Source organism: Planococcus halocryophilus (assembly GCF_001687585.2).
Classification (GTDB): Bacteria; Bacillota; Bacilli; order Bacillales_A; family Planococcaceae; genus Planococcus; species Planococcus halocryophilus.
The window spans coordinates 1,556,100-1,580,834 of record NZ_CP016537.2 but is presented as its reverse complement, the minus strand read 5'-3'; the positions used below and the strand labels follow the sequence as shown (position 1 = coordinate 1,580,834).

21 protein-coding genes and 1 other annotated feature are annotated in these 24,735 nt (G+C 40.9%); of the genes, 3 read left to right on the top strand and 18 right to left on the bottom strand.

Going from position 1 to position 24,735, the window contains the following annotated elements; all coding sequences use genetic code 11:
* Positions 1 to 57: 57 nt before the first annotated feature.
* From argH to BBI08_RS07905, 4 genes are all read right to left on the bottom strand, one after another.
* The gene (gene argH, locus BBI08_RS07920) at positions 58 to 1,431 is read right to left on the bottom strand and encodes an argininosuccinate lyase (protein ID WP_008499081.1); all 1,374 of its coding nucleotides are present in this window, start codon (positions 1,429 to 1,431) and stop codon (positions 58 to 60) included.
* A complete protein-coding gene (locus BBI08_RS07915; RefSeq protein WP_205847846.1) occupies positions 1,428 to 2,663 on the bottom strand; it encodes an argininosuccinate synthase in 1,236 nt (411 codons plus the stop codon). Before BBI08_RS07915 ends, argH begins: the two co-directional genes overlap by 4 nt.
* Positions 2,664 to 2,793: 130 nt before the next feature.
* Positions 2,794 to 3,363, bottom strand: a complete 570-nt coding sequence (locus tag BBI08_RS07910; protein ID WP_040851315.1) for a DUF3221 domain-containing protein — start codon at positions 3,361 to 3,363, stop codon at positions 2,794 to 2,796.
* 93 nt (positions 3,364 to 3,456) lie between these two features.
* Positions 3,457 to 4,404, bottom strand: coding sequence for an MBL fold metallo-hydrolase (locus BBI08_RS07905; RefSeq protein WP_008499079.1), 948 nt, complete (start codon positions 4,402 to 4,404; stop codon positions 3,457 to 3,459).
* 117 nt (positions 4,405 to 4,521) lie between these two features.
* Positions 4,522 to 4,727 (top strand) — a binding site (T-box leader).
* A 42-nt stretch (positions 4,728 to 4,769) separates the two neighbouring features.
* Here BBI08_RS07905 and proC point away from each other — a divergent pair.
* Positions 4,770 to 5,579, top strand: coding sequence for a pyrroline-5-carboxylate reductase (proC, locus tag BBI08_RS07900; RefSeq protein ID WP_008499078.1), 810 nt, complete (start codon positions 4,770 to 4,772; stop codon positions 5,577 to 5,579).
* A gap of 48 nt (positions 5,580 to 5,627) precedes the next feature.
* Entirely contained in the window at positions 5,628 to 6,644 is a 1,017-nt protein-coding gene (gene namA, locus BBI08_RS07895) for an NADPH dehydrogenase NamA (RefSeq protein ID WP_008499076.1), read from the top strand.
* 390 nt (positions 6,645 to 7,034) lie between these two features.
* On the opposite strand, the gene rnz is transcribed toward namA, so the two are convergent.
* From rnz to mce, 5 genes are all read right to left on the bottom strand, one after another.
* Entirely contained in the window at positions 7,035 to 7,994 is a 960-nt protein-coding gene (gene rnz, locus BBI08_RS07890) for a ribonuclease Z (RefSeq protein ID WP_040851271.1), read from the bottom strand.
* A gap of 7 nt (positions 7,995 to 8,001) precedes the next feature.
* The gene (locus BBI08_RS07885) at positions 8,002 to 9,237 is read right to left on the bottom strand and encodes a DNA polymerase IV (protein WP_065527942.1); all 1,236 of its coding nucleotides are present in this window, start codon (positions 9,235 to 9,237) and stop codon (positions 8,002 to 8,004) included.
* A gap of 457 nt (positions 9,238 to 9,694) precedes the next feature.
* The gene (locus tag BBI08_RS07880; RefSeq protein ID WP_008499072.1) at positions 9,695 to 10,813 is read right to left on the bottom strand and encodes a M20/M25/M40 family metallo-hydrolase; all 1,119 of its coding nucleotides are present in this window, start codon (positions 10,811 to 10,813) and stop codon (positions 9,695 to 9,697) included.
* A gap of 21 nt (positions 10,814 to 10,834) precedes the next feature.
* Positions 10,835 to 12,376 carry an acyl-CoA carboxylase subunit beta gene (locus BBI08_RS07875; protein ID WP_008499071.1) on the bottom strand — a complete coding sequence of 514 codons (1,542 nt, stop codon included), beginning with the start codon at positions 12,374 to 12,376 and terminating at the stop codon, positions 10,835 to 10,837.
* A 15-nt stretch (positions 12,377 to 12,391) separates the two neighbouring features.
* Positions 12,392 to 12,790, bottom strand: a complete 399-nt coding sequence (gene mce, locus BBI08_RS07870) for a methylmalonyl-CoA epimerase (RefSeq protein ID WP_008499070.1) — start codon at positions 12,788 to 12,790, stop codon at positions 12,392 to 12,394.
* Between the two features lie 167 nt (positions 12,791 to 12,957).
* On the opposite strand from mce, the gene prli42 reads away from it, so the two are divergent.
* A complete protein-coding gene (gene prli42 / locus BBI08_RS17000) occupies positions 12,958 to 13,053 on the top strand; it encodes a stressosome-associated protein Prli42 (RefSeq protein WP_155800335.1) in 96 nt (31 codons plus the stop codon).
* 293 nt (positions 13,054 to 13,346) lie between these two features.
* On the opposite strand, the gene BBI08_RS07865 is transcribed toward prli42, so the two are convergent.
* The 9 genes from BBI08_RS07865 to lpdA all read right to left on the bottom strand — a co-directional run bounded on the left by BBI08_RS07865 (position 13,347) and on the right by lpdA (position 24,731).
* The gene (locus tag BBI08_RS07865) at positions 13,347 to 14,339 is read right to left on the bottom strand and encodes an aromatic acid exporter family protein (protein WP_065527941.1); all 993 of its coding nucleotides are present in this window, start codon (positions 14,337 to 14,339) and stop codon (positions 13,347 to 13,349) included.
* Positions 14,340 to 14,393: 54 nt separating this feature from the next.
* On the bottom strand, positions 14,394 to 14,834 hold the full coding sequence (locus tag BBI08_RS07860; protein WP_008499069.1) for a BrxA/BrxB family bacilliredoxin: 441 nt from the start codon (positions 14,832 to 14,834) through the stop codon (positions 14,394 to 14,396).
* A gap of 65 nt (positions 14,835 to 14,899) precedes the next feature.
* Entirely contained in the window at positions 14,900 to 15,967 is a 1,068-nt protein-coding gene (gene meaB, locus BBI08_RS07855) for a methylmalonyl Co-A mutase-associated GTPase MeaB (protein ID WP_065527940.1), read from the bottom strand.
* Positions 15,967 to 18,114 carry a methylmalonyl-CoA mutase gene (gene scpA / locus BBI08_RS07850; RefSeq protein ID WP_040851269.1) on the bottom strand — a complete coding sequence of 716 codons (2,148 nt, stop codon included), beginning with the start codon at positions 18,112 to 18,114 and terminating at the stop codon, positions 15,967 to 15,969. The genes meaB and scpA overlap by 1 nt, the downstream gene beginning before the upstream one ends.
* Positions 18,114 to 19,808, bottom strand: a complete 1,695-nt coding sequence (locus tag BBI08_RS07845; protein WP_051041717.1) for a methylmalonyl-CoA mutase family protein — start codon at positions 19,806 to 19,808, stop codon at positions 18,114 to 18,116. The genes scpA and BBI08_RS07845 overlap by 1 nt, the downstream gene beginning before the upstream one ends.
* Before the next feature lie 97 nt (positions 19,809 to 19,905).
* Positions 19,906 to 21,213, bottom strand: a complete 1,308-nt coding sequence (locus BBI08_RS07840) for a dihydrolipoamide acetyltransferase family protein (RefSeq protein WP_065527939.1) — start codon at positions 21,211 to 21,213, stop codon at positions 19,906 to 19,908.
* Between the two features lie 89 nt (positions 21,214 to 21,302).
* Positions 21,303 to 22,286, bottom strand: a complete 984-nt coding sequence (locus BBI08_RS07835; RefSeq protein ID WP_008499066.1) for an alpha-ketoacid dehydrogenase subunit beta — start codon at positions 22,284 to 22,286, stop codon at positions 21,303 to 21,305.
* A complete protein-coding gene (locus tag BBI08_RS07830; RefSeq protein ID WP_008499065.1) occupies positions 22,286 to 23,290 on the bottom strand; it encodes a thiamine pyrophosphate-dependent dehydrogenase E1 component subunit alpha in 1,005 nt (334 codons plus the stop codon). The genes BBI08_RS07835 and BBI08_RS07830 overlap by 1 nt, the downstream gene beginning before the upstream one ends.
* Before the next feature lie 13 nt (positions 23,291 to 23,303).
* Entirely contained in the window at positions 23,304 to 24,731 is a 1,428-nt protein-coding gene (lpdA, locus tag BBI08_RS07825; RefSeq protein ID WP_065527938.1) for a dihydrolipoyl dehydrogenase, read from the bottom strand.
* Positions 24,732 to 24,735: the final 4 nt, after the last annotated feature.

Here is a 24,735-nt window from a genome sequence, read left to right as displayed (position 1 = left end):
GCTTTTTTGATCGCCAGCGGGTACCAAGCGCTAACGACTTTATAGGGAATGGACTTATTACCCGATAAGTTGCTTGGCAAGTCCCAATTGATGATGTACTTGTTCAAAACCTGTGCCACCCAGTGAGTTTCTGCGCTCTACTGCTGTTTTTGGCATTAAGGTGTTGTAGATATCTTCATCGATCAGTGAACTTGCTTGCTTGAGATCAGCAAGCGGTAAGTCTTTTAAGAAATAACCGCGTTGAATGCATGTGAAAACTAGTTTCCCAGTGACATCATGTGCTTCACGGAACGGCATTCCTTTCGCAGCTAAGTAATCCGCTAATTCTGTAGCGTTTGAGAAATCTGAATGAACCGCTTTTTCCATGGAATCCGTGCGAACGGTCATGGTACGAATCATGCCTTCAAAAATTGGCAATGAGCCCATTAAGGTGTGAACCGTATCAAACATTCCTTCTTTGTCTTCTTGCATGTCTTTATTATAAGCAAGCGGCAAACCTTTTAACGTTGTCAATAAACCAAAAAGGTTGCCGTAAACACGGCCAGTTTTGCCACGAATCAATTCCGCCATATCGGGATTTTTCTTCTGCGGCATAATACTTGATCCTGTAGAGAACGTATCATCTAACTCGATAAAACGGAATTCCTCACTTGACCAAAGAATAATTTCTTCCGCAAAACGTGACATGTGCATCATTAACATCGATGAATTGCTTAGAAATTCAAGGATGAAATCACGATCACTTACGGCATCCAAACTATTTTGGTAAACGTTTGAGAAACCGAGAAGCTCTGCCGACATTTCGCGGTCAATCGGAAAAGTTGTTCCCGACATTGCTCCCGCTCCAAGCGGTGAAATATCGATGCGTTTTAACGATTCTGTTAATCGCTCTTTATCGCGCTGCAACATCCAAAAATACGTCATCAAGTGATGACCAAAAGAAATTGGTTGTGCACGTTGAAGATGCGTATAACCTGGGACAATCGTTTCTACATGCGCTTCCGCTTGCGTGACGATTGCATCTTGGAAAGCCGTAACGGCATCAATAATTTCGCCAACACGATTTTTCAAATACAAATGCATATCTGTCGCTACTTGGTCATTCCGGCTTCTTGCTGTATGCAATTTACCACCAACTGGACCTATTTCATCGATTAAATGTTTTTCTAAGTTTAAGTGGATGTCTTCATTTGATACGCTATACTCTAATTCCCCGTCTTGCGCTTTTTGTTTAAGCGTTACAAGACCCGATAAAATAAGATTAGCATCGTCGTTAGAAAGAATCTGGCAAGCAGCCAGCATTTTAACATGCGCTGTGCTGCCTTCCAGATCCTCCATTACTAACTTTTGATCATAAGAAATTGAAGCACCAAATTCATCGACCCACTGTTCGGCCGATTTTTGAAAACGGCCGCCCCACAGTTTGGTCATGCTTTCACCTTCTCTTTCAACTCTTCAGGAACTGCTACTTCTTTTTTGTTTACCATTGAGTTTACAACTGTCGGAAGGCCCCATAGCTCGATAAAGCCAACTGCAGATGCATGGTTGAATGTATCATCTGTCGAATACGTAGCTAGTTGCTCACTGTAAAGTGAGTTTGCAGACTTACGCCCTTCAATAATGGCATGTCCTTTAAACAGTTTCACACGCACTGTACCGTTAACATACACTTGTGTTTCTTTTAAGAATGCTTCAAGTGCAACACGTAATGGAGAGAACCATAAACCTTCATAAATTAATTCAGTTAATTTTTTCTCGATAACTGGTTTGAAATGAGCCATTTCTTTAACCAAAGTAATATCTTCAAGCTCTTTATGCGCTGCGATTAATGTCATCGCTGCAGGAGCTTCATATACCTCACGAGATTTAATCCCTACTAAACGATTTTCAATATGGTCAATTCTACCGACACCATGTTTACCAGCGATTTCGTTTAATTCTAAAATCAATTTAGAGAATGAGTACGAAATACCGTTTAATTGAGTTGGAACTCCGTTAACGAATTCGATTTCAACAATATCCGCTGTATCTGGAGTTGTTTCAAGAGAATTTGTAATGTCATAAGCTTCCTCTGGTGGAGTAGTCCACGGGTTTTCCAATACGCCACATTCGTTAGCACGTCCCCATAGATTTTGATCGATTGAAAACGGGCTATCCAAATTCACTGGGATTGGAATATTATGCAGTTTTGCATAAGCGATTTCTTCATCACGTGACCATCCCCATTGTCTAACTGGTGCTACAACTTCAAGATTCGGGTTTAACGACTTGATCGAAACTTCGAAACGTACTTGGTCATTGCCTTTTCCTGTGCAACCATGTGCTACAGCGCTTGAGCCAGTAGCTTCTGCGATCTCAACTAATTTTTTCGAAATTAACGGACGAGATAATGCAGACACCAATGGATATTTCCCTTCATATAATGTATGAGCTTGCATTGAAATTAATGCATATTCATCCGCGAATTCGTCTCTTGCATCGATCATGTAACTTTCAACCGCTCCAACTTGAAGCGCTTTTTGTTTAATAAAATCTAAATCTTTTCCTTCCCCGATATCCAGGCACACAGCGACAACGTCGTAGCCTTCTTCTTTTAGCCACGGGATGGCCACCGATGTATCTAATCCACCTGAGTATGCGAGTACAATCTTTTTATTCAATATGAAAACCTCCAATGTATTTTTATGCAATGTTTGAAATGAATATACACATAATATCACGGATATTTAACAAGCGCAAGAGAAACGACTATAAATTTTCACAAAAAAAAGCAGCCGCGGCTGCTTCTATTATTTATTCACTTTTTTCTCCACCAATTGTGTACTCGTGTGTATCAAGGTCGATCCGAACTTCGGACATTTCGCCAGTTTCCATATTGCTAAATAAAAAGCCGATTTCGTTATCACGAACAATTGGTTGCCCCATCATGATCAAACGAGACAATTGTTCCGCGTTGATAAAAGCTTCAAGTGCATCTGCTTGTTTAACAGATTCCTCATCTTTTAAAATAGTGATCGTTTCAGCGTCTCCTTGCATAGGAAACGATTCAGCTAGTGGCCCGTTGTAGTCCAAGCTAACTTTCATTCCTGTTCGGATATCTCGAATAACGCCTTCAGTAGTTTCAGCACCATCGCTAAGTTGGACTTCCACATCTTCTGGAATACTAAAGTAGATATTATTAACAAGAATGCTTTCTCCGCTAACTTGTGTGATAAATCCTTCTTCAGTCATACTTTTCTGTTCAACGGCCATTTCTGCTTTTTCCGTATCTTCTGTTTCATCCGGCCCCGCTGGTTCAGTTTCTTCATTCGAACACGCTGCAAGCAATAATGCACTCGCTAAAAATAAACCCCATTTTTTCAAAGCTACCCAATCCTTTTCTTGTATAGTCGTGGTGTACATATTATTCACTTAATTTTACCTGTTACTCGAACTTGTTGCAATTGTCAGCTTTATTTATGCTTTACTATAGTAGAAAATGCCATCGTCACCCATTCGCTCGACAACTAATCCATTTTCTAGCAAGTAATCAATTTGACCAATCGTTTCAGATAACGTTAAGCCAAGCTCTTTTTCATATGCGTGTGCAAACAAGTCTTTTGTCACCTCATATACCGTTCGCTCTCCTTCACCCATTAAACCGTGTGCTTTCATAGCCCGCTGATGCTGTTTCGCTAAGCGCGTGGTGATTAATTCATGAACATTGTATACTTCTTCACCATGGCCACTATAAATCACGTCAACTGGCATTGTTAATAAACGACTGAGTGATGCATTGTATTGAAGCAAAGATTTTGGTCGCCCTTCTGCTGGATCTAACGGTGGTTCAATCAGTGGATTAGAAGAAACTTTTGCAATTACATGATCGCCACCAATCATTTCACCCGTTTCTTTGTTCCAAAAAGACAAATGACTTTGTGCATGTCCCAAAGTTTCAAGAACTTGCCAATCAGGATGTCCTGGTAACACATCTCCTTCAGTAATCGTCGTATCTAGTGGGCGGTTGCCCATTAAATTTAATGGCCGTTTCATCTTTTTGACCCAAAATTGTAAATCGCCTGGTACCCCTTCTTCTTTTAAACGTTCTAAATAAAATGTATCATGATAATCAAAGAATTGTTGATCACGGCGCAGCCATGGATCGTTATACGGATGTCCATATAGTTTTGCATTTTCAAAACCATCAACCCACCCCGCATGGTCGGGATGATGATGCGTCAACACAACTTGTTCCACATCACCAGGTTCTGCTCCAAATTCTTTAAGTCCTGCCTTGATCGCAAGCCATGCTTCTGGCGTTTTCGGACCAGCATCGATTAGCGTGAGCATATCTCCTTTTATTAAATACGAATTAACGTCCCCTACCGCAAAAGGTGTAGGAATAATAATCTTATGTAAACTCACACTCTCAACTCCTTAAAATGAATCGCTATTCATCTATCATACATGGTAAATTACTCGCCGTCACTTCTTGATGTTATTTGACAAAGTCCTACGCTATACTCTATAATTTAATAACATATGTGAGCGAAGATAAAGATTAGTACACAAAGTGAAGGTGTAAAGAGAGTGTTGCTTTAGCTGAAATGCGCACCCCCTCTCCTTTGTGGAACCTGCTTTTGAGCTGCCGTGAAAACACGGCCGTCTGTCCGCGTTATGGATATCGAGTTGTGTCTTTATGGCAAACTTAGGTGGTACCGCGGAAACAAAGCGTTTTCGTCCTTGTATAACAGGGACGAATGCGCTTTTTATTTTGAGGAAAGAGAGTGATGGATATGAAAATCGTTTGTGTAGGAGCCGGATCAATGGCCGAATCTATGATTCATGGCTGGATTAATAAGCGAATTATGAAACCGGAAGAAATTTCGGTGATGAACAAATCGGATCAAGATCGCCTGGAATTTTTAAGTGACGAATACGGTGTGAATATCGTCTGCCAAGAGAAAACCGAATTAAAAGATGCGAACTTCATTTTGTTGGCAATGAAGCCAAAAGATGTAGAGGTTGCACTTTGTGGCATTAAAGACAAATTAACTGGAAACACCGTAATTTTATCGGTAGCAGCAGGTGTCTCGATTGAAACCATTCAAAAACATGTGGGTGATTTCCCAGTAGCTCGTGCAATGCCTAATACTTCTGCAAAAGTCGGCAAATCGGCAACAGGTGTCGCATGGAGCAAACATGTCACACTTGATCAACAACATGAACTACGCAAGCTATTGTCTTCAATTGGCGGCGTAACAGTCGTTGCTGAAGAGCAATTGCATGCAGTAACCGGTGTCGCAGGAAGTGGACCTGCCTATATTTATTATTTTGCAGAAGCAATGACTGAAGCGGCTATCGCAAACGGTCTATCAAATGCGGACGCAAAAAAATTGGTTCGTCAAACTTTTGCTGGGGCAGCTGAAATGTTACAACAAGAAGACTTTGCTGAGTTGCGCCAAAAAGTGACAAGTCCAAATGGCACTACTGCTGCCGGCCTTGATTCTTTAGCAGAAAACAACTTTAAAGAAATTGTTGGTAAATGTGTGACAAGTGCTGCTGAACGATCGAAAGAGCTTGGGAAAGAATTTAAATAAATCTTTCTGTATACTTTATAGTTGTATCTACTAGAAGGAGGACAGTACATGGCTAAGTTATTTGAACCATTTGAGATAAAAGAAACTGTTTTTAAAAACCGGATTGTTATGGCACCTATGTGTATGTACCAAAGTGACCAGGAAGATGGAAAAATAACCGACTGGCACCGCATCCACTATCCGACACGTGCAGTTGGAGGCGTCGGTCTAATTATCACTGAAGCAACAGCTGTTCAGCCACAAGGACGTATTTCATCGAGAGATCTTGGCATTTGGGATGATACTCACATTGAAGGTCAATCCGAAATTGTTCGTTTAATGAAACAAAGTGGGGCAAAAACAGGCATTCAATTGGCTCATGCCGGCAGAAAAGCCACGGTTGATGGTGAAATCTATTCAGCAAGTGCGCTCGCTTTTGATGATAGCTATAAATTACCGAAAGAAATGTCTTCTGATGATATTGAAGAAACGATAGAAGCTTTTAAACTTGGGGCAATTCGCGCAAAAAAAGCGGGCTTTGATGTTATTGAACTTCACGGTGCACATGGCTATTTACTAAACCAGTTTTTGTCTCCTTTAACTAACCAACGGACAGATGAATATGGTGGCAGCGCTGAAAACCGTTACCGCTTGTTAGGAAAAGTGATTGATGTGGTCAATGAAGTTTGGAATGGTCCCTTATTTGTCCGTATCTCTGCTCATGACTATAGTGAAGGTGGTATGACTGCCGATCAGTACGTAGAAATGTGTCAATGGATGAAACAGCAAGGCGTCGACTTGATCGATGTTAGTTCGGGTGCTGTTGTACCTGCTCGCATTCCTGTTTTCCCTGGCTATCAAGTAGCTTTTGCAGAAACTATAAAAAAAGATACACCGATCGCAACAGGTGCAGTTGGCTTAATCACTAGCCCATTGCATGCAGAAGAAATTCTTCAAAACGAACGCGCTGATATGGTCTTTCTAGCCCGCGAACTGCTTCGCGACCCTTATTGGGCATATACAGCAGCAAAACAGCTAAACGTTGAAATAACAGCTCCAGAGCCGTATAAGCGTGGTTGGCTATAAGAAAGTTGCAAAATGCTTCAGATTTAGTATACTTAAGGTAACGCAAAAAAACCGAATGCTTTCGCATTCGGCCAGCTGTATGCCGCTACGAGAGCGGTTGGCTGGAATATAGGCTTAAAAAATAACCGTCATTCCACGCCACATGGGACGGTTATTTTTTTTTGTTAATGACCAAAATCATGGAAACGACAAGTGTTAAGGCGCTAATCGTTAATCCGATACTCGTAAAAACGAGACCGAATGATTCTGCAATGGTCATGTTACCACCCCCTTTCCCTCGGGAATGGCCAAACCGCCCTCATACAGCTGTAACTTTATTTTACCACAAAAAGAACGTATGTTCTATTATTTCCAAAAATATTTTTGTGATTACCCAAAAAAAGCCATCTATTAAAGGCGGCTTCCTTGTTTTTTCCTTATTCTTTTCTCTTGTTGATGCCATTCAAATTCAGCGAAATCATGTGCAATAAATCCGCGCGGATGTTGCTCTTTCATTTGTTTTAATAAAAACTTCTCATCTTCAGGTAAAAAACGAGCACTAATATGATTCATGATTAACGTATTAGCTCTTGCTAATCGCGCAGTTTCAGCTGCATCATAAACAGTTGCATGTCCATATTCTGTAGCCATTTTTTTTGCAGTTGCATCAAATGTCGCTTCGTGCACCAGCACATCTGCTCCGCGACCTAATTCTACCGCTGCTTTACAGAAACGAGTATCGCCTAAAATAGTAACGACAAATCCGGGTTGTTCAGATTCTGTAACATCGCCACTTCGTACCCACTGGCCATTTGCAAGTTCAATGTCTTGTCCTGTTTTTAACTTTGCCAATAAGGGACCTTTTGGCACACCAAGAGAAAGAGCTTTATTAATTAGCAGTTTTGGAGGTAATGGTTTTTGCGTAATACGAAACCCATAGGAAGGAATAACGTGATCTAAAAGACGCGTTTCGACTGTCATCAATTCATCTTCAAATATCATACCTTCAGATAGTTCGTGATAAGCAATCGGATAAGTTAAATGAGTTCGGCTAAGTGTTAACGTCATTTGGACGTATTCTTTAATGCCTACAGGGCCATAAATATCAAGTGGTTCTTCTCCTGCTTGAAATGAACGAGATCCGAGCAAACCAGGCAAGCCAAAAATATGATCGCCGTGCATATGCGTAATAAAGATTTTTTCAATTTTGCGCGGTTTTACTGTAGTCCGAAGAATTTGATGCTGTGTTGCTTCTCCACAGTCGAACAACCAAACAGTTCCCCGTTCTTCTAGCAACTTCAGTACAAGCGCAGAGGTGTTACGTTGCTTAGAAGGCATTCCCGCTCCAGTACCAAGAAATAACAATTGCATACTTTCCCTACTTTCTTTCGTGATCGTCCAAAAAATCTTTACTAAAACTTGTTTTTGAATCGTAATTGGTTTTTTTAATTTTGGTTCCTCGCGTCAAAACGCTTTTTCCAAATCGACTTTCAAGTTTAGCCATCAAATTCAGAATCGGCTCTTCTTTCACATGTTCTTGAAAATTAAAGATTGACAATTGTTCAGTCATATCGCCTTTACTTGCCACGTTGGATACCGTCACACCAATCAGTCTTAAAGCTTCACCATTCCAATGTTTAATAAACAATTGCCATGCCGTTCGTTGAATATCTTCAGCTTTCCAAACGGTATTATTTAATGTAACGCTACGTGTTCTGTTTTTCCAATCCGAACTACGCGTTTGAATACTAACAGTGGAACCGGATAATTCTTTCGCTTCTAATCGGTTGGCAACTTTGTCACTAAGCTGACGAAATAATGCTTTTAAACTTTGTTCATCCGTTTCATCTATTGGCAAAGTTGTGGACGTCCCAACACTTTTAGTATCGTAAATGGAATCCGGATCTACTGGACGGTCGTCAATTCCATTTGCTCGCTCTCTTAGCCGCAGACCGTTTTTGCCCATTTTTTCTTTAATCAAACCTTCGTTCGCAGTCGCTAACTCACCGATTTTTTCAATTTTCAAGCTCTTTAAGCGCGCTGCTGTGCTGTCACCAATACCGTGCATCTCTATTACCGATTTCGGCCACAGCAAAGCCTGAATGCTGCGCTTACGCAACACCGTAATTCCCATCGGTTTTTTCATGTCAGATGCTGTTTTTGCTAAAAACTTATTCGGTGCAATGCCGATTGAACAAGGCAAATCCAATTCCGCCAACAGCCGTTGCTGGATGTCATCCGCAATTTCCAATGCATGACGCGTTTCGGTCAATTCGGTTACGTCGACATAGCCTTCATCAATAGACACAGGTTCCACCATATCCGTATATGTACGTAAAATTTCAAACATTGCTTTTGAAGCTGCACGGTAACGCTCAAAGTTAGGCGGCAGTAGCAATAGTTCTGGTAATTTCCGTTTCGCTTCATGAACTTGCATCGTCGTATATATGCCATGCGCTCTTGCTTCGTAAGAGCATGTTACGATAATCCCTTTTCTTTCTTGCGGATTTCCGGCAATGGCAATCGCTTTTCCTTTTAACTCTGGATTATGCGACTGTTCAACAGAAGCATAAAAACTATTCATATCAATATGAAAAATCACTCTGCTGGCCATAGAACTGACTCTCATTTCCTTTTCTTTTAGTGTATCAAAAAAAGACAGAACATACATCCTGATGGGTTCCGTTTCTTATCTCAAAAGTAAAAGAAGGAGCCATTAAAAACCAGAAAGCATTTTGGATTGCCCAACTTTTTAATTTATTTATTGTCGTTTTAATTAAAGTCGTAAAGCAATGAAAAAGTTTTTACTCATTAGTTTAAGCGGATTCTTAATTATTTCAGGATTATTAGGATACGGAATTTATTGGGGATACAGAGAAGAAACAGCTACGATCAAATGGTTTGATAATCATTTTGTAAATTCTTCTTTTGCTTTATAGTTTTTAAAAGCTCAATAGAGTAATAAAAAACCAACAAATCAATTTACAATTTGTTGGTTTTTTGTAGTTTAACGATAGAAAAGAAACCCGTTATATACATCCTGTTCTTTCTTCCCATCATCACTCTACTATTTACTTCTGTGTTGATTCTTTAACAATTTCAACCAATAATTCGGTTAATTTTTCGAGTTCTTCGATTGGCATACGTTCATTTTTAGTATGAATTTCTTCGTATCCAACACAAAGGTTAACAGTCGGAATGCCAAAACCATTAAATATGTTTGCATCACTGCCTCCACCACTCGTCAAAATTGGAGACGGACGTCCAATTTTAGCGGCAGCTTTTTGTGCAATTTCCACAACGGGGTCCATATCATCAAAATGGAAACCTGGGTACATTAATTGGACTTTTGTTTCTGCACGTCCACCAAGGTTTTCAGCAACTTGTTCAAAAACCGATTCCATGTGAATCGTTTGTGCGGCTAATTTGTCTTCGCTAATTGAACGGGCTTCCGATAGAATACGGACTTCGTCACAAACAATGTTAGTAGCTCCGCCACCTTCAAAATGTCCGATATTAGCAGTCGTTTCTTCATCGATGCGTCCTAGCGTCATTTTAGCAATGGCCTTTGCAGCAATACTGATCGCTGAAATGCCTTTTTCAGGCGCTACACCCGCATGAGCTGTTTTACCATAAATGGTTGTCCATAGTTTCGCTTGGTTCGGTGCAGCAGTAACAATTCCGCCTACTTTGCCATCGCTATCTACAGCATAGCCATATTTGGCAATCATAAGTGAAGAGTCTAGTTCTTTTGCTCCAACTAACCCACTTTCTTCTCCAGAAGTGATAACCAATTGAATATCACCATGCGGAATTTCTTGCTCTTGAAGCACGCGAATCATTTCAAACAAAGCCGAAATTCCAGCTTTATCATCTGCCCCTAAAATGGTTGTTCCATCCGAATAGACATATCCATCACGAATTTCAGGTTTAACACCAACACCTGGTGTCACTGTATCCATATGAACCGTAAAGTAGATAGCCGGAACTTCGCTCAAATTTCCACGTAACGTAGCAATTATATTTCCTGCACCGTGACCAGTTGCTGCAGCTGATTCGTCAATAACGACATGAAAACCCATTGCTTCTAATTTAGTTTGTAATATAGCAGAAATCGGACCTTCATGTTTTGTTTCTGAGTCAATTTGAACCAGTTCCAAAAATTCATTTATCAATCGTTCGTTATTCATCCAAAACACTCCTTCTATATCTTACAGGGGCATATTGCCATGTTTTTTTGCAGGTCGTGTATCTTTTTTATTGCGCATCATTTCTAATGCTTGGATCAATTTAATACGTGTTTCGCGTGGGTCGATCACGTCATCAACCATACCACGAGCCGCAGCTACATATGGATTCGCGAATTTCACGCGGTATTCTTCAATTTTCGCTGCGCGCGTTTCTTCTGGGTTTTCGCTTGCGGCAATTTCACGAGCAAAAATGATGTTGGCAGCTCCATTTGGTCCCATAACCGCGATTTCAGCATTAGGCCATGAATAAACCAAATCAGCTCCAATAGATTTAGAGTTTAATGCCACATAAGCACCGCCATAAGCTTTTCGCAAGATGACCGTCATTTTAGGAACCGTTGCTTCTGAATAAGCATACAAAATCTTCGCCCCGTGACGAATAATCCCACCATGTTCTTGTTTAATACCAGGGAAGAAACCAGTAACGTCCTCAAATGTGATTAATGGGATGTTGAACGAATCGCAGAAACGAATAAAGCGTGCTGCTTTATCAGATGAATCGATATCGAGTCCCCCTGCCATTACTTTTGGCTGGTTACAAACTAATCCGACGGTTTCGCCTTTAATGCGAGCGAGTCCAATGACGATATTGCGCGCAAATTCTGGTTGCACTTCCATAAAGCTATCTTTGTCTACGACTTGGTCGACTACTTTACGGACATCATAAGGACGAATTGCTTCAAAAGGCACAACATCTGCTAAATCTGGACGGTAGTCGTCTTCTTCTCCCTCTTCTAGGCGAGGCGGCATTTCCGTGTTATTTTGTGGCAAGTAGCTGATCAATTGACGAACCATTTCAAGCACTTTTTGTTCTGAATCGCCTCGGAAATGTGCATTTCCGCTAATTGCTGTATGTACTCTTGAACCGCCAAGATCTTCAGAAGATATTTTTTCGCCAGTAACTGTTTCAATTACTTTTGGGCCAGTAATAAACATTTGGCTCGTTTTATCAACCATAAAGACAAAATCTGTAATCGCTGGTGAATAAACCGCTCCACCTGCAGAAGGTCCCATAATTACAGAGATTTGCGGTATAACGCCTGAATAAATCGAGTTGCGATAGAAAATTTGACCATAGCCATCAAGGGACAAGACACCTTCTTGAATACGTGCACCCCCTGAATCGTTTAAACCGATAAAAGGTGCACCATTACGGGCTGCTAAATCCATGACATTAGCAATTTTTTTCGCATGCATTTCCCCTAAAGCTCCACCAAACACTGTAAAGTCTTGAGAAAACAAGTAAATCGGTCTCCCGTTCACTTTCCCATAGCCAGTAACCACGCCTTCACCAGGGCCTTTAGCCATACCGAAATCAGTTGTGCGATGTTCTACAAATGGACTTAGCTCTACAAATGAATCCTCATCAAGCAATAAATCAATACGCTCACGTGCCGTTAGTTTGCCTTTTTCGTGTTGCTTATCGATGCGTTCTTCGCCACCGCCAAGTTCAATCTCGCGTTTCCGATCATATAACTCATTAATTCGTTCGTAAATATCCATTTTCCCCACTCCCAATCACTCTTTTTCACAAAGTTCGTATAATACCCCGTTTGATGATTTCGGATGCAAAAAAGCTACCATCGCTCCGCCTGCTCCAGGTTTCGGCTTGTCGTTCAATAGCTGTACGCCTTTTTCACGCAGTTCTTCCATTCGCTCTTCGATTCCAACGACACCAAAAGCAATATGGTGAATGCCTTCACCTTTTTTCTCTAAAAATTTGAAGATAGCGCTTTCTTCAGCCATTGGTTCGAGCAACTCTAATTTGACGTTGCCGGCATCAATAAATGCCACACGTACGTTTTGAGATTCCACTTCTTCAATTTTCATAAGCGGGAGGCCGAGTGTCTCCGTGTAATATGGAAGCACAGCATTCAAATCCCGTACAGCAATTCCGATATGATCTACTTTTTCCATCCCAATTTCACTTCCTTTTTTGACTTCTCTCTTATTGTACAGATTCACCGCCAAAAACTCTAGTTGTTAGTGAATATTCGGAAACCTGTAGCGTGTCTCTTCAATTTTCAGTAGATCTATGATATGATTTGCTCAATAGATTTGATTGATAAAGGAGTTTATCACTAATGAGAAACGCTGCATTCCGTAAGTTTATTGTTTATGCGATGATTGGTATTATGCTGTTATCAAGCTTTATGTTTGGCTTGAGCTTTGTACTTTAATAAATAAGAAAGGACATTCCGAAATTTCCGGAATGTCCTTTTTTAATTTGTAACGGCTGCTTCCGCTTTTCTTGTGTCTAGACTCCAGCAGCCAGATTCTCGGGGTCATAAGTTTCCCCGACACCGTGGCAAAAAATGCCACATCGTCGGTGCCCCTTATGCCTGTCGAATCTAAACGGCTGCTTCCGCTTTTCTTGTGTCTAGACTCCAGTGCCTAGCTCCTCGGGTCATAAGTCAACCCCGCTACGTGGCAAAGAGTGCCATTTCGACTGTCCGCCTTATGCCTGTCGGAGCTAAACAGGCACTTCCGCTTTTCTTGTATGAAACCCTTTGTAGGATTGTTTGATTTCTAAATAGGCTTCCATTTCGTGAATGACTTGATATAACTCAGCCATTGCTAGGAATTTTTCGTGGCTGTTTGGCAGTGGTAGCTCAGCAAAGTTTTCTTTTACTTTATCCAGCTTTGAAATATAACGATAAGCGGTATTGCCTGAGTGTACATGTTCCGATAAATCTTCTAAAAAATCTGCAACCAAGTCGGTTTGGTCTACAATGACCGGCAAAGCTGTGATTTTTGGTAAGATGCGTTCAATAATTTCAAGTTGCTGTTCACGCATTTCAAAATAATGATAGTATTTGTTTTCATGACGCGTAATGTGATTTTCAACGTCTTGATAGGCAAGTGCTTTTGCCTTTTCTAATAACTTTCTCGCATCCATTAACTCCTTGCCGCTCCATAACGATTCTCTTTCACGTAAGTAAACAGCAATTTCACGAAAAATAGAGGCGTACAACCCTTCAATTTCATAGCGATAATTTTCTAGCTTTTTCTCAATACTCGGCATATACATATTGACTGCTAATGCTGTTCCAAAACCAACCATCATTAACGCTATTTCATTGGTTAACAAATCGAAACTTAGATTTTTGGCATCATAAATATGCATCAAAATAACTGAACTTGAGACGAAGCCATCTTGAAATCGCAATGTAACCAATAACGGGATAAAAAGAACAATGAGGACACCTATGATAATCGGGTGATATGCAATTCCTTCAAAAAAGATGAGCGCAAAAACAATGCCGATTAAACTGGCAATAAAACGAGAAAACGCCGCACGAATCGACTTTTTTTTCGTTGGTTGAATGCAAAGAATCGTCAAAATTCCGGCAGATACATAATAATCAAGTTGCAACAATTGCGCTAAATAAATAGCAATTGCTACACCTAACGCAGTTTTCATTGTGCGATACCCAATTGAATATGGCTTTAAATTCAATTTCATTGTCTCCTCCAATTATTGACATGAAAAAAATGCCTCCATAAGAGGCATTCCTTCTTAAACTTCGTCGCAATGCTGTTCGAATATTGCTTGAATATGCGTAATAACAGACATTGGATCATGACCTTCAATTTCGTGACGGCCAATTTCATCAACCATTTTCCCGTCTTTTAAGAAAACGAAAGATGGCGAAGATGGCAAGTGGTCATCCCCAAAAATCGCACGCGCTTGTGCAGTTGCTTCTTTATCTTGTCCGGCAAAAACCGTAAACAAGTTATCTGGGCGTTTATCGTAATGAATCGAATGTAATGCAGCTGGACGAGCGATACCGCCGGCACACCCACATACAGAGTTAATCATAACAAGGCTAGTTCCTTCTTTAGAAAAAGCTTCGTTCACATCTTCAGCTGTTTCCAACTGTGTATATCCACCATCAATCAATTCCTGGCGTGCTTGTGTTGCTATATCGTTCATCAGGAAGTTAAAATCCATGCTCATCAAATACCACTCCTTATTATTACTTTCTTAATCATAGCAGGTGTTTAGCGGACTTGCAAAAAAGCCTACTCAAAAAGTCGCACAATCGCTTGAGCTACCGTCAATTCATCATTGAGCACTTGATTTTCCAGTACTTTGACCAATTCCCTGCGACTGGCATCTTCAAAAAAGCGGCTATGAAGTTCGTCTGTAATCATCGAGCGGAACCAGTCTTTTGTTTGTTCTTGGCGGCGCTTTTTCCAATAACCACTATCTTTCACCGCTGTTTCAAACTCTTGAATCATTTGCCAAACATCTGGAATGCCAGTACTTTCAAGAGAAGAAGCGGCAATTGGCTTAGTAGTCCAACTTTCTGTCGCAGGCTGTAGAAAATGCAGCATTTGTTTATATTCAGCAACTGTCTTTTTGGCCAAACGCGCATTTTCCCCGTCTGCTTTATGAACAACAATTGCATCCGCCAATTCTAGTATCCCTTTTTTCATACCTTGTAACTCGTCTCCCGCTCCCGTTAAAACGAGCAACAAGAACATATCAACCATTCCGCGAACCAAAGTTTCACTTTGACCGACACCTACTGTTTCCACCAGAATAATATCATATCCTGCCGCTTCACATAATAACATTGTTTCACGCGTCTTCTTATGCACTCCACCAAGTGTACCAGCAGTTGGAGAAGGTCGGATAAAGGCTTTCGGATTGCGTGCGAGCTGTTCCATACGGGTTTTGTCACCAAGTATACTGCCACCCGTCAGTGAAGAGCTTGGATCAATTGCTAGCACTGCTACACGATGACCAAGACTCGTTAACATTTCACCAAAGGTTTCGATAAACGTACTTTTCCCCGCTCCCGGAACACCTGTAATGCCGAGGCGTAAACTATTGCCCGTGTCAGGTAACAATTGATTTAATAGTTCTTGGCCATTTTGTTTATGTTCAGGATTTGAACTTTCCAGTAAAGTAATCGCTTTTCCAAGATACAGACGCGATCCACTTTTAACCCCTTGCGCAATTTCTTGAATATCCAGTTTACCGGAATCGGGTTTTTTAAACTTTTTCCGTGGCAAAGTTTTCATGCCATCATGCGCTTCATGAACACCTTCCATTACACGCCTGGAGTTTTTTTCGTGGCTCATCAGTCAGCCACTTCCTCATAACCAAGTTGCACATAAATTTCTTCAATTACTTTTTGTGCAGCGACTGGAATAACCGTACCAGGACCAAAAATAGCACTCGCTCCATTATTACGTAAAAACTCGTAATCTTGTGCAGGGATAACTCCACCAACAACAATCAATATATCTTCCCGACCAATTTTCGCGAGTTCCGCTTTCAAGTCTGGTACTAGTGTCATGTGACCCGCCGCAAGCGAACTCACACCAATAACGTGTACATCATTTTCCACTGCTTGTTGAGCTGTTTCTGCAGGTGTTTGGAACAACGGGCCGATATCAACGTCAAAGCCCAAGTCGGCAAAAGCAGTCGCAATTACTTTCGCACCACGGTCATGACCATCTTGACCCATTTTAGCGATCAAAATACGTGGCCGGCGTCCTTCGTTTTCAATAAAGTCTTCAGTCATTTCTTTAACGATTTCCATTTCTTGCTGGTTAGAAAAATTCGAACTATAAACACCACTCACTGAACGAATCACCGCCTTATGTCTTCCAGATGCTTTCTCGATGGCATCGGAAATTTCACCAAGAGATGCTCGGTGTCGTGCTGCTTCAATGGCACAAGCCAAAATATTGTCTTCTCCACTTTGAGCGGCTAGCGTTAATTTTTCTAGCGACGCTGACACTTTTTCACCATCGCGATTTGCTTTCATGCGATCTAGTCGCTCAATTTGCGTTTTTCGAACCATTGTATTATCTATATTTAAAATATCGATTGGATCTTCTTGATCTAAACGATAACGGTTAACACCGATAATGGTTTCTTCATTCGAATCGATTTGCGCTTGTTTTTTTGCTGCTGCTTCTTCGATGCGCATTTTCGGCAAGCCGGTTTCAATCGCTTTTGCCATGCCACCAAGTTCTTCAACTTCTTCTATCAGTTCCCACGCTTTTTCTACTAATTCTTTTGTTAGGGATTCAACATAATACGATCCACCCCAGGGGTCAATGACATTTGTCATCATCGTTTCTTCTTGAAGAAATAATTGCGTATTACGTGCAATTCGTGCAGAAAAATCTGTTGGCAACGCTATCGCTTCGTCAAGCGCATTGGTATGAAGTGATTGCGTATGACCCATGGCCGCCGCATTCGCTTCAATTAATGTGCGCGTAACATTATTAAACGGATCTTGTTCTGTTAAACTCCAACCCGATGTTTGCGAATGCGTACGTAAAGCGAGGGCTTTATCGTTTTTCGGATTAAACGTCTTCATCATTTTCGCCCAAATTTCACGTCCTGCTCGCATTTTCGCGACTTCCATGAAATAATTCATCCCAATGCCCCAGAAAAACGACAAACGTGGTGCAAAATGATCGATATCTATACCTGCTTTAAGGCCAGTACGAACGTACTCAAGACCATCTGCAAGTGTATAAGCTAGCTCAAGGTCCGCTGTCGCGCCTGCTTCTTGAATGTGGTAGCCAGAAATAGAAATCGAGTTAAATTTCTGCATATGGTTAGATGTATATTTAAAAATATCCGCAATAATTTGCATAGACATTGCTGGAGGATAAATATATGTATTGCGTACCATATATTCTTTTAAAATATCGTTTTGAATTGTTCCTGCTAATTTATCAGGAGACACGCCTTGCTCTTCAGCTGCTACGATAAAGAACGCCATAATCGGAACAACTGCACCGTTCATCGTCATGGAAACAGACATTTGATCTAACGGAATGCCATCAAACAATATTTTCATATCTTCTACGCTATCGATTGCAACACCAGCTTTTCCTACGTCTCCAACAACTCGCTCATGATCTGAATCATAGCCACGATGCGTTGCCAAGTCGAACGCTACAGACAAGCCTTTTTGTCCCATCGCTAAGTTTCGGCGGTAAAAGGCATTACTTTCTTCTGCTGTTGAGAACCCAGCATATTGGCGCACGGTCCACGGACGTGATACGTACATCGTCGGATAAGGTCCACGTAAGTTAGGCGCAAATCCTGGCATACTTTCTTCTAGAAATTCGATATCTTCTTTTGTATAACTTTGCTTAATATCAATGCCTTCATTTGTAGTAAAAGGATTTTGATGTTCGACCGTCTTAGCTGCAACGGCTAAATCATTTAACGTTATTTTGGAAAAATCGGGCTTAGTCATTATTGCGCCTCCTTTCCTAAAGCAAGAATTTTCTCAAGCTTGGAAGTAATGTGTTTGCCAGAATAAATTGTGTCTTTAATACCATATTGTTGCCATTCAGCTAATTGTTCTCTCGTATACTTACCGGCAAGATCAATACTTGTTTGAGTATTTAACGCTGGAACTATGCTAGCAATCGCTTGTTTCGACCCGCAAAACACCGCATAATCCAGACTTTCATTTTTTAAGAATAAATTGATTTCTTCAGCAGTCTGTAAATGGCCACTTACCTTCGCTCTAATTCCGCCCACCGCAAGAAATCCAGATACAAAATCAACTTGAGCTTTAATACTTTTTAATGGTTCCAATAAAATAATTGCTGATTTTAAGTTTGTTGCTTTGCTTTTCGCACGAAGCTTTTCAAAAGGTATCGCTAATCGTTTAGCTGTCATGTATTCTATGTGACTGTCATCTGTTTTAACATTTTTAACGGTTTCTTGTGGATTCGCATAAATATTCGTACCAATAAGCGATTGTTTACGTGTCGCTACATTTTGTTCTCGCTCGATCCATTTTGCTTGAATATCATCTGTCAGCCATCCTGATTTAACAGCTTCAGAATAGCCGCCAATATTTTCAATCTCCAAGAAATAATTCCATGCCGCTTCAACATATTCTTTCGTTAATGTTTCGATAAAATACGAACCTGCAGAAGGGTCTACAACATGCGATACATGAGCTTCTTCTTTGATCACTAGTTGCACATTACGCGCAATACGACGGCTCGATAAATCAGACTCTGTCAAAAAATCATGCGGATGTACGGTATGCGCATCTGTACCACCGAGAACTGCTGCAAACGTTGAATTTCCTGCTCGCAGTAAATTGACATAAGGGTCAAGCTTTGAATAAGAACGAACTGACGTTTCTGTAAATACAGGAATCGTTGGCGTTTCATCCCCATATGCTGAGCAAAAAGCTTGCCACAATACACGGAATGCACGTAATTTAGCAATTTCTTGGAAAAATTGAGTATCCACTGCAAAACGAATCCACGTATTTTTAGCGCTTTTAGTAAAGTCAGCATCGATCATTTGTTCTGACAAAATACTGAGTGCAACTCCTAGTTCATGTACTGCTGTTCCTCCTGCATGATGAATAGGAATGGTATCCACTAGTCGTGTGCGTACGTTTTCTGGCGCGTTAACTGGTTCTTCAGAAAAGATTACACCTTGTAGTTGTGATCGTTTTTCTGGAGCGATAAAATCAAAAACCCGTAAAACATTTTGGTCATCTCCCGACACTTTAAAGTACAGCGGGTACTCAACAAGCAGTTTGGCCAATTCGTTTAATTGTTCGTCTGTCCATTCAAATTTACGGAAACCTGTATAAACGACAGTTTCATTTCCACGCAATAGATCGTCTTTCATTAAGGTTAAATATTCGTCTGCAGAGTCTGCTGTTACTTCTTGAGAAACTAGCCAGCTCGGTTGATGTTTGCCATGTTGTATAGCTGCAACTTGAGCGGGTACATAGCTCCCTAATTGATCAAGCATGTCTTTCGTGTATAAAGGTTCAAGTGTAACATCTTCAATTGTAGGCGTTTTCAAAGTTTCTTCAAAAGACTTTCCTTTAATCGCTTTTTCAGCTGCTTGTTGCCATTCACTATATGTATGAGTTGGAAATTTTGTGTTTTTCATCGATTCGATTGTCAAACTATTCCCTCCTTAAAGGCTATCTACTTTCATTTTACCCGACTAGGCGCAGACATTAAAGAAAAAAAAGCTTGAAGTCCGAAGACTCCAGCTTTTCTTAATAAACAGATGTATTTTCTTTTGACATATTTTCTAAAATTTCTTTAACACGTGCCAAGAATTGACCGCAAACAAGACCGTCAAGAACTCGGTGATCTAGTGATAAACAAAGGTTTACCATATCACGGGCAGCAATCATTCCGTTGTCCATAATTACAGGACGTTTTACGATTGACTCGACTTGCATAATGGCAGCTTGTGGATGATTGATAATCCCCATCGACTGAACAGAACCAAACGATCCAGTATTATTAACCGTAAATGTACCACCTTGCATATCAGCAGATTTCAATTTACCAGAACGTGCTTTAAGCGCCAATTCGTTTACTTCTTTGCCGATCCCTTTAACTGATTTTTCATCAGAATTTTTGATAACCGGTACAAACAGGGCACTGTCAGAAGCTACAGCGATTGAAATATTAATATCTTTTTTCTGGATAATTTTATCGCCAGCCCACATGGAGTTCATCATCGGGAATTCTTTTAAAGCTTGTGAAACAGCTTTAACGAAGAAAGTGAAATACGTAATGTTAAAGCCTTCTTTTTTCTTGAATTCGCCTTTAATGGAGTCGCGGTACTGAACTAGATTTGTTACATCTACTTCAATCATCATCCATGCATGCGGAGCTTCATGTTTACTTTTCAGCATATTCGCCGCAATCGCTTTACGTACGCCAGAGACTGGAATTTCGATATCGCCAGGCGCGCTTTCAATTGGAGCAGAAGCAGCTTTAGGCGCAGCAGGAGCTGACGGTTGAGCAGCTGGTTGTTCTTGTTGTGTCGGAGCCGCTTGAGCTGCCGGAGCATCTCCAGCTTTCGGAATGTTGCCGCTGTCGATTAACTTCATCAAATCTTTACGCGTGATGCGGCCTTCATTACCTGAGCCCTCAACTTGCGCTAAATCAATGTCATGGTCTTGAGCTAAACGCAATACAGCTGGTGAATAGCGTCCTTTTGCTCCAGAAGGTTTCACTGGTGTAGAAGAAGTTTTTGACTCTTCTTTTTTATCAACTGGTTTTTCTTCAGTTGCAGGTTTTTCTTCTTCGACAGCTGCAGCGCTTCCGCCTTCTGTCTCAATTGTACAAACGATTTCACCTACCGCTAAAGTTTCTCCTTCTGAAGCAATCAATTCTTTAATGATTCCTGTGAAAGAAGATGGCACTTCCGCTGTTACTTTATCTGTATTGACTTCAGCAAGCGGGTCGTATTTATTGACATGGTCGCCTGGCTGGACGAGCCATTTTTCAATTGTACCTTCTGTAACACTTTCGCCCAATTGAGGCATTTTTATGTTTTCAATAGCCAAGGGATTTCCTCCTTTACTTGATCGAACGGTTATTTGGTAGAGAGCGGCTTATGCCCGTCGAATCTACATGGGCGCTTACGCTTTTCGTTTTAAAATTCAGCTAGTTCTCTCATAGCTTTTTCTACTTTGTCTGGGTTGATCATGAAGAATTTCTCCATAGTTGGTGCGTAAGCCATTGCCGGAATATCAGGTCCAGCTAGACGTTTGATTGGAGCGTCTAGATCGAATAGGCAGTTTTCAGCGATAATCGCTGCTACTTCTCCGATGATGCTTCCTTCTTTATTGTCTTCTGTAACTAGCAACACTTTACCTGTTTTCTTGGCAGCTTCGATAATGCCTTCTTTATCCAATGGATAAATTGTGCGCAAATCAAGAACATGCGCAGAAATTCCATCTTCTGCTAAACGTTCTGCTGCTTGAAGTGCAAAGTGGACTGCTAAACCGTAAGTGATAACTGTAATATCTTCACCTTCGCGTTTAACGTCTGCTTTACCGATTTCGATTGTGTAATCTTCTTCTGGTACTTCACCTTTAATCAGGCGATACGCACGTTTGTGTTCAAAGAACATTACTGGATCTTCATCGCGAATTGCCGATTTTAACAAACCTTTTGCATCGTATGGTGTAGACGGAATAACAATTTTCAAGCCAGGTTGGTTCGCGAAAATCGCTTCTACCGACTGAGAATGATAAAGAGCGCCGTGAACACCGCCGCCAAATGGTGCGCGGAAAACAATTGGACAACTCCAGTCGTTATTTGAACGGTAACGGATACGTGAAGCTTCAGAAATAATTTGGTTAATAGCAGGCATGATGAAATCCGCAAATTGCATTTCTGCAATTGGGCGTAATCCGTACATTGCAGCACCAATTCCAACACCAGCAATTGCTGATTCTGCAAGTGGTGTATCTAATACGCGATCTTCTCCGAATTGATCGTAAAGACCTTGAGTCGCTTTAAAAACGCCACCTTTTTTACCGACATCTTCTCCGAGAACAAAAACGTTTTCGTCACGTTCCATTTCTTCTTTCATGGCAAGCGTGATGGCATCTATATAAGACATAATAGCCATTATTCGTCTCCTCCTTCTTCGGCATAGACATATTTCATCGCATGTTCTGGTGGAGCATACGGTGCTTCTTCGGCATAATCTGTTGCTTCATTGACAATTACCATAATGCGATCATTAATTTCTTTTTCTAATTCATCGTTCATCACACCGTTTTCTTTCAAATAAGCACCAAATGTCAAAATTGGATCTGTTGATTTTTGTGCTGCCAATTCGTCTGCTGAACGGTATTGACGGTGGTCATCATCTGAAGAGTGAGCAGTCATACGTTCAGAAACGGTTTCGATCAAGCTTGGGCCTTCGCCGCGACGCGCACGATCAGCCGCTTCTTTAACATGCTTGTAAACTTCAATTGGGTCGTTGCCGTCAATCGTCACACCTGGCATTCCGTAACCGATTGCACGGTCAGAAACGTTTTTACAAGCTAGTTGACGTTCAACAGGTACTGAAATTGCGTATTTGTTGTTTTCGACCATAATAATAACTGGCAATTTATGTACACCAGCAAAGTTCATGCCTTCGTGGAAATCTCCTTGGTTAGAAGAACCTTCACCAAGTGTTGTGAATGTAATGAAATCTTTTTTCTTCATTTTCCCTGCTAAAGCGACGCCTACTGCGTGTGGCAATTGTGTCGTAACAGGTGAAGATCCAGTTAAAATACGGTTGCTTTTTTGACCGAAATGACCAGGCATTTGACGTCCACCTGAGTTCGGGTCTTCTGCTTTAGCAAAAGCTGAAAGCATCAATTCTTTTGGCGTCATACCAAAATGAAGGACCACACCGATATCGCGGTAGTAAGGCGCGATATAATCTTTTGAATTATCAAGTGCAAACGCAGCGCCAACTTGCGCCGCTTCTTGACCTTGACAAGAAATCACAAAAGGAATTTTACCTGCACGGTTTAATAACCACATGCGTTCATCCACGCGACGCGCCATTAACATCGTTTCATACATTTTTAGTACATCTTCATTCGTTAAACCAATTTCTTCATGTTTCGTAGCCATTGTATTTCCTCCTTTAACTATGGATTGCTTTTCCGTCAACTGCTAATGCCGCTTCGCCCATTACTTCTGAAAGTGTCGGGTGCGGATGGATTGTTTCTGCGATTTCCCATGGAGTTGCATCTAGAACCATCGCAAGACCAGCTTCTGAAATCATATCTGTTACGTGCGGACCAATCATATGCACACCAAGAATATCGTTTGTTTCTTTGTCTGCAATGATTTTAACAAAACCGTCAGATTCCCCGTATACTAATGCTTTACCGATCGCTTTAAAAGAAAACTTACCGACTTTAACATCGTGTCCTTTTTCTTTTGCTTGATCTTCAGTAATACCAACACTCGCTGCTTCTGGATTTGAATAAATGCAGCGTGACACTAAGTCATAATTCATGGCATGCGGATTATTGCCTTTAATATGTTCAATAGCTGTGATGCCTTCGTGTGAAGCAACGTGCGCCAATTGTAGGCCACCAATGACATCACCGATTGCGTAAATATGAGACTCTTTCGTCTGGAATGACTTTTTCACTTGAATAAATCCTTTTTCAACGATAATATCTGTATTTTCAATGCCAATATTTTCAACATTTGCTTGACGGCCTACAGAAACCAGCATTTTTTCAGCAGAAAAACTTTCATTTTTACCGTTGATTTCTGCTTGAATCGTTACACCATTTTCGCCTGTTTCCAAAGTATCTGCCATTACTTTTGCACTTGTTGCAAACTTAATGCCTTTTTTCTTCAAAAGTTTAAGCATTTCTTTAGAAATGTCTTTGTCTTCTGTCGGAATAATGCGGTCTGCATATTCAATAACAGTTACGTCAACACCGAAATCATTAAGCATCGATGCCCATTCGATTCCGATAACGCCCCCACCAACAATTAAAATAGATTGTGGCAAAGTTTCCATTTTCAATGCTTCATCTGAAGTCATAACGAATTCTCCGTCAATGGTTAAGCCTGGCAACGTGCGTGGGCGCGATCCTGTTGCAATAATAACATTGCTTGGAATCAACATTTCATTTTCTTCGCCGTTCTTCATTTCTACTGAAATGGTTCCAGCGTTTGGCGAGAAAATTGATGGTCCGAGAATTCTTCCGATGCCTTCATACACATCAATTTTCCCTTTTTTCATTAATCCTTGCACACCTGCATGTAATTGATCTACAATGCCTTGTTTACGCTGTTGGACACGTGAAAAATCCAACGTGACATCCCCAGTTTGAACGCCAAAATCAGCAGCGTGATTTTTTGTTGTTGAATATACTTCAGCACTTCGAAGTAAAGCTTTACTTGGAATACAGCCTCTATGTAAGCATGTTCCACCTAGTTCACTTTTTTCGACGATTGCCGTTTTTAATCCAAGTTGCGCTGAGCGAATCGCTGCAACGTAACCGCCTGTTCCGCCACCTAAAATGACAACATCATAATTTTGAGCCATAGAT

Bases quoted from the DNA above. Each gene is read 5' to 3' on its own strand.
- argH (WP_008499081.1), bottom strand. From the start codon at position 1,431: ATGACCAAACTGTGGGGCGGCCGTTTTCAAAAATCGGCCGAACAGTGG.
- proC (WP_008499078.1), top strand. From the start codon at position 4,770: ATGGATATGAAAATCGTTTGTGTAGGAGCCGGATCAATGGCCGAATCT.
- namA (WP_008499076.1), top strand. From the start codon at position 5,628: ATGGCTAAGTTATTTGAACCATTTGAGATAAAAGAAACTGTTTTTAAA.
- rnz (WP_040851271.1), bottom strand. From the start codon at position 7,994: ATGCAATTGTTATTTCTTGGTACTGGAGCGGGAATGCCTTCTAAGCAA.
- BBI08_RS07885 (WP_065527942.1), bottom strand. From the start codon at position 9,237: ATGGCCAGCAGAGTGATTTTTCATATTGATATGAATAGTTTTTATGCT.
- BBI08_RS07880 (WP_008499072.1), bottom strand. From the start codon at position 10,813: ATGAATAACGAACGATTGATAAATGAATTTTTGGAACTGGTTCAAATT.
- BBI08_RS07875 (WP_008499071.1), bottom strand. From the start codon at position 12,376: ATGGATATTTACGAACGAATTAATGAGTTATATGATCGGAAACGCGAG.
- mce (WP_008499070.1), bottom strand. From the start codon at position 12,790: ATGGAAAAAGTAGATCATATCGGAATTGCTGTACGGGATTTGAATGCT.
- prli42 (WP_155800335.1), top strand. From the start codon at position 12,958: ATGAGAAACGCTGCATTCCGTAAGTTTATTGTTTATGCGATGATTGGT.
- BBI08_RS07865 (WP_065527941.1), bottom strand. From the start codon at position 14,339: ATGAAATTGAATTTAAAGCCATATTCAATTGGGTATCGCACAATGAAA.
- BBI08_RS07860 (WP_008499069.1), bottom strand. From the start codon at position 14,834: ATGAGCATGGATTTTAACTTCCTGATGAACGATATAGCAACACAAGCA.
- meaB (WP_065527940.1), bottom strand. From the start codon at position 15,967: ATGAGCCACGAAAAAAACTCCAGGCGTGTAATGGAAGGTGTTCATGAA.
- scpA (WP_040851269.1), bottom strand. From the start codon at position 18,114: ATGACTAAGCCCGATTTTTCCAAAATAACGTTAAATGATTTAGCCGTT.
- BBI08_RS07835 (WP_008499066.1), bottom strand. From the start codon at position 22,286: ATGGCTATTATGTCTTATATAGATGCCATCACGCTTGCCATGAAAGAA.
- BBI08_RS07830 (WP_008499065.1), bottom strand. From the start codon at position 23,290: ATGGCTACGAAACATGAAGAAATTGGTTTAACGAATGAAGATGTACTA.
- lpdA (WP_065527938.1), bottom strand. From the start codon at position 24,731: ATGGCTCAAAATTATGATGTTGTCATTTTAGGTGGCGGAACAGGCGGT.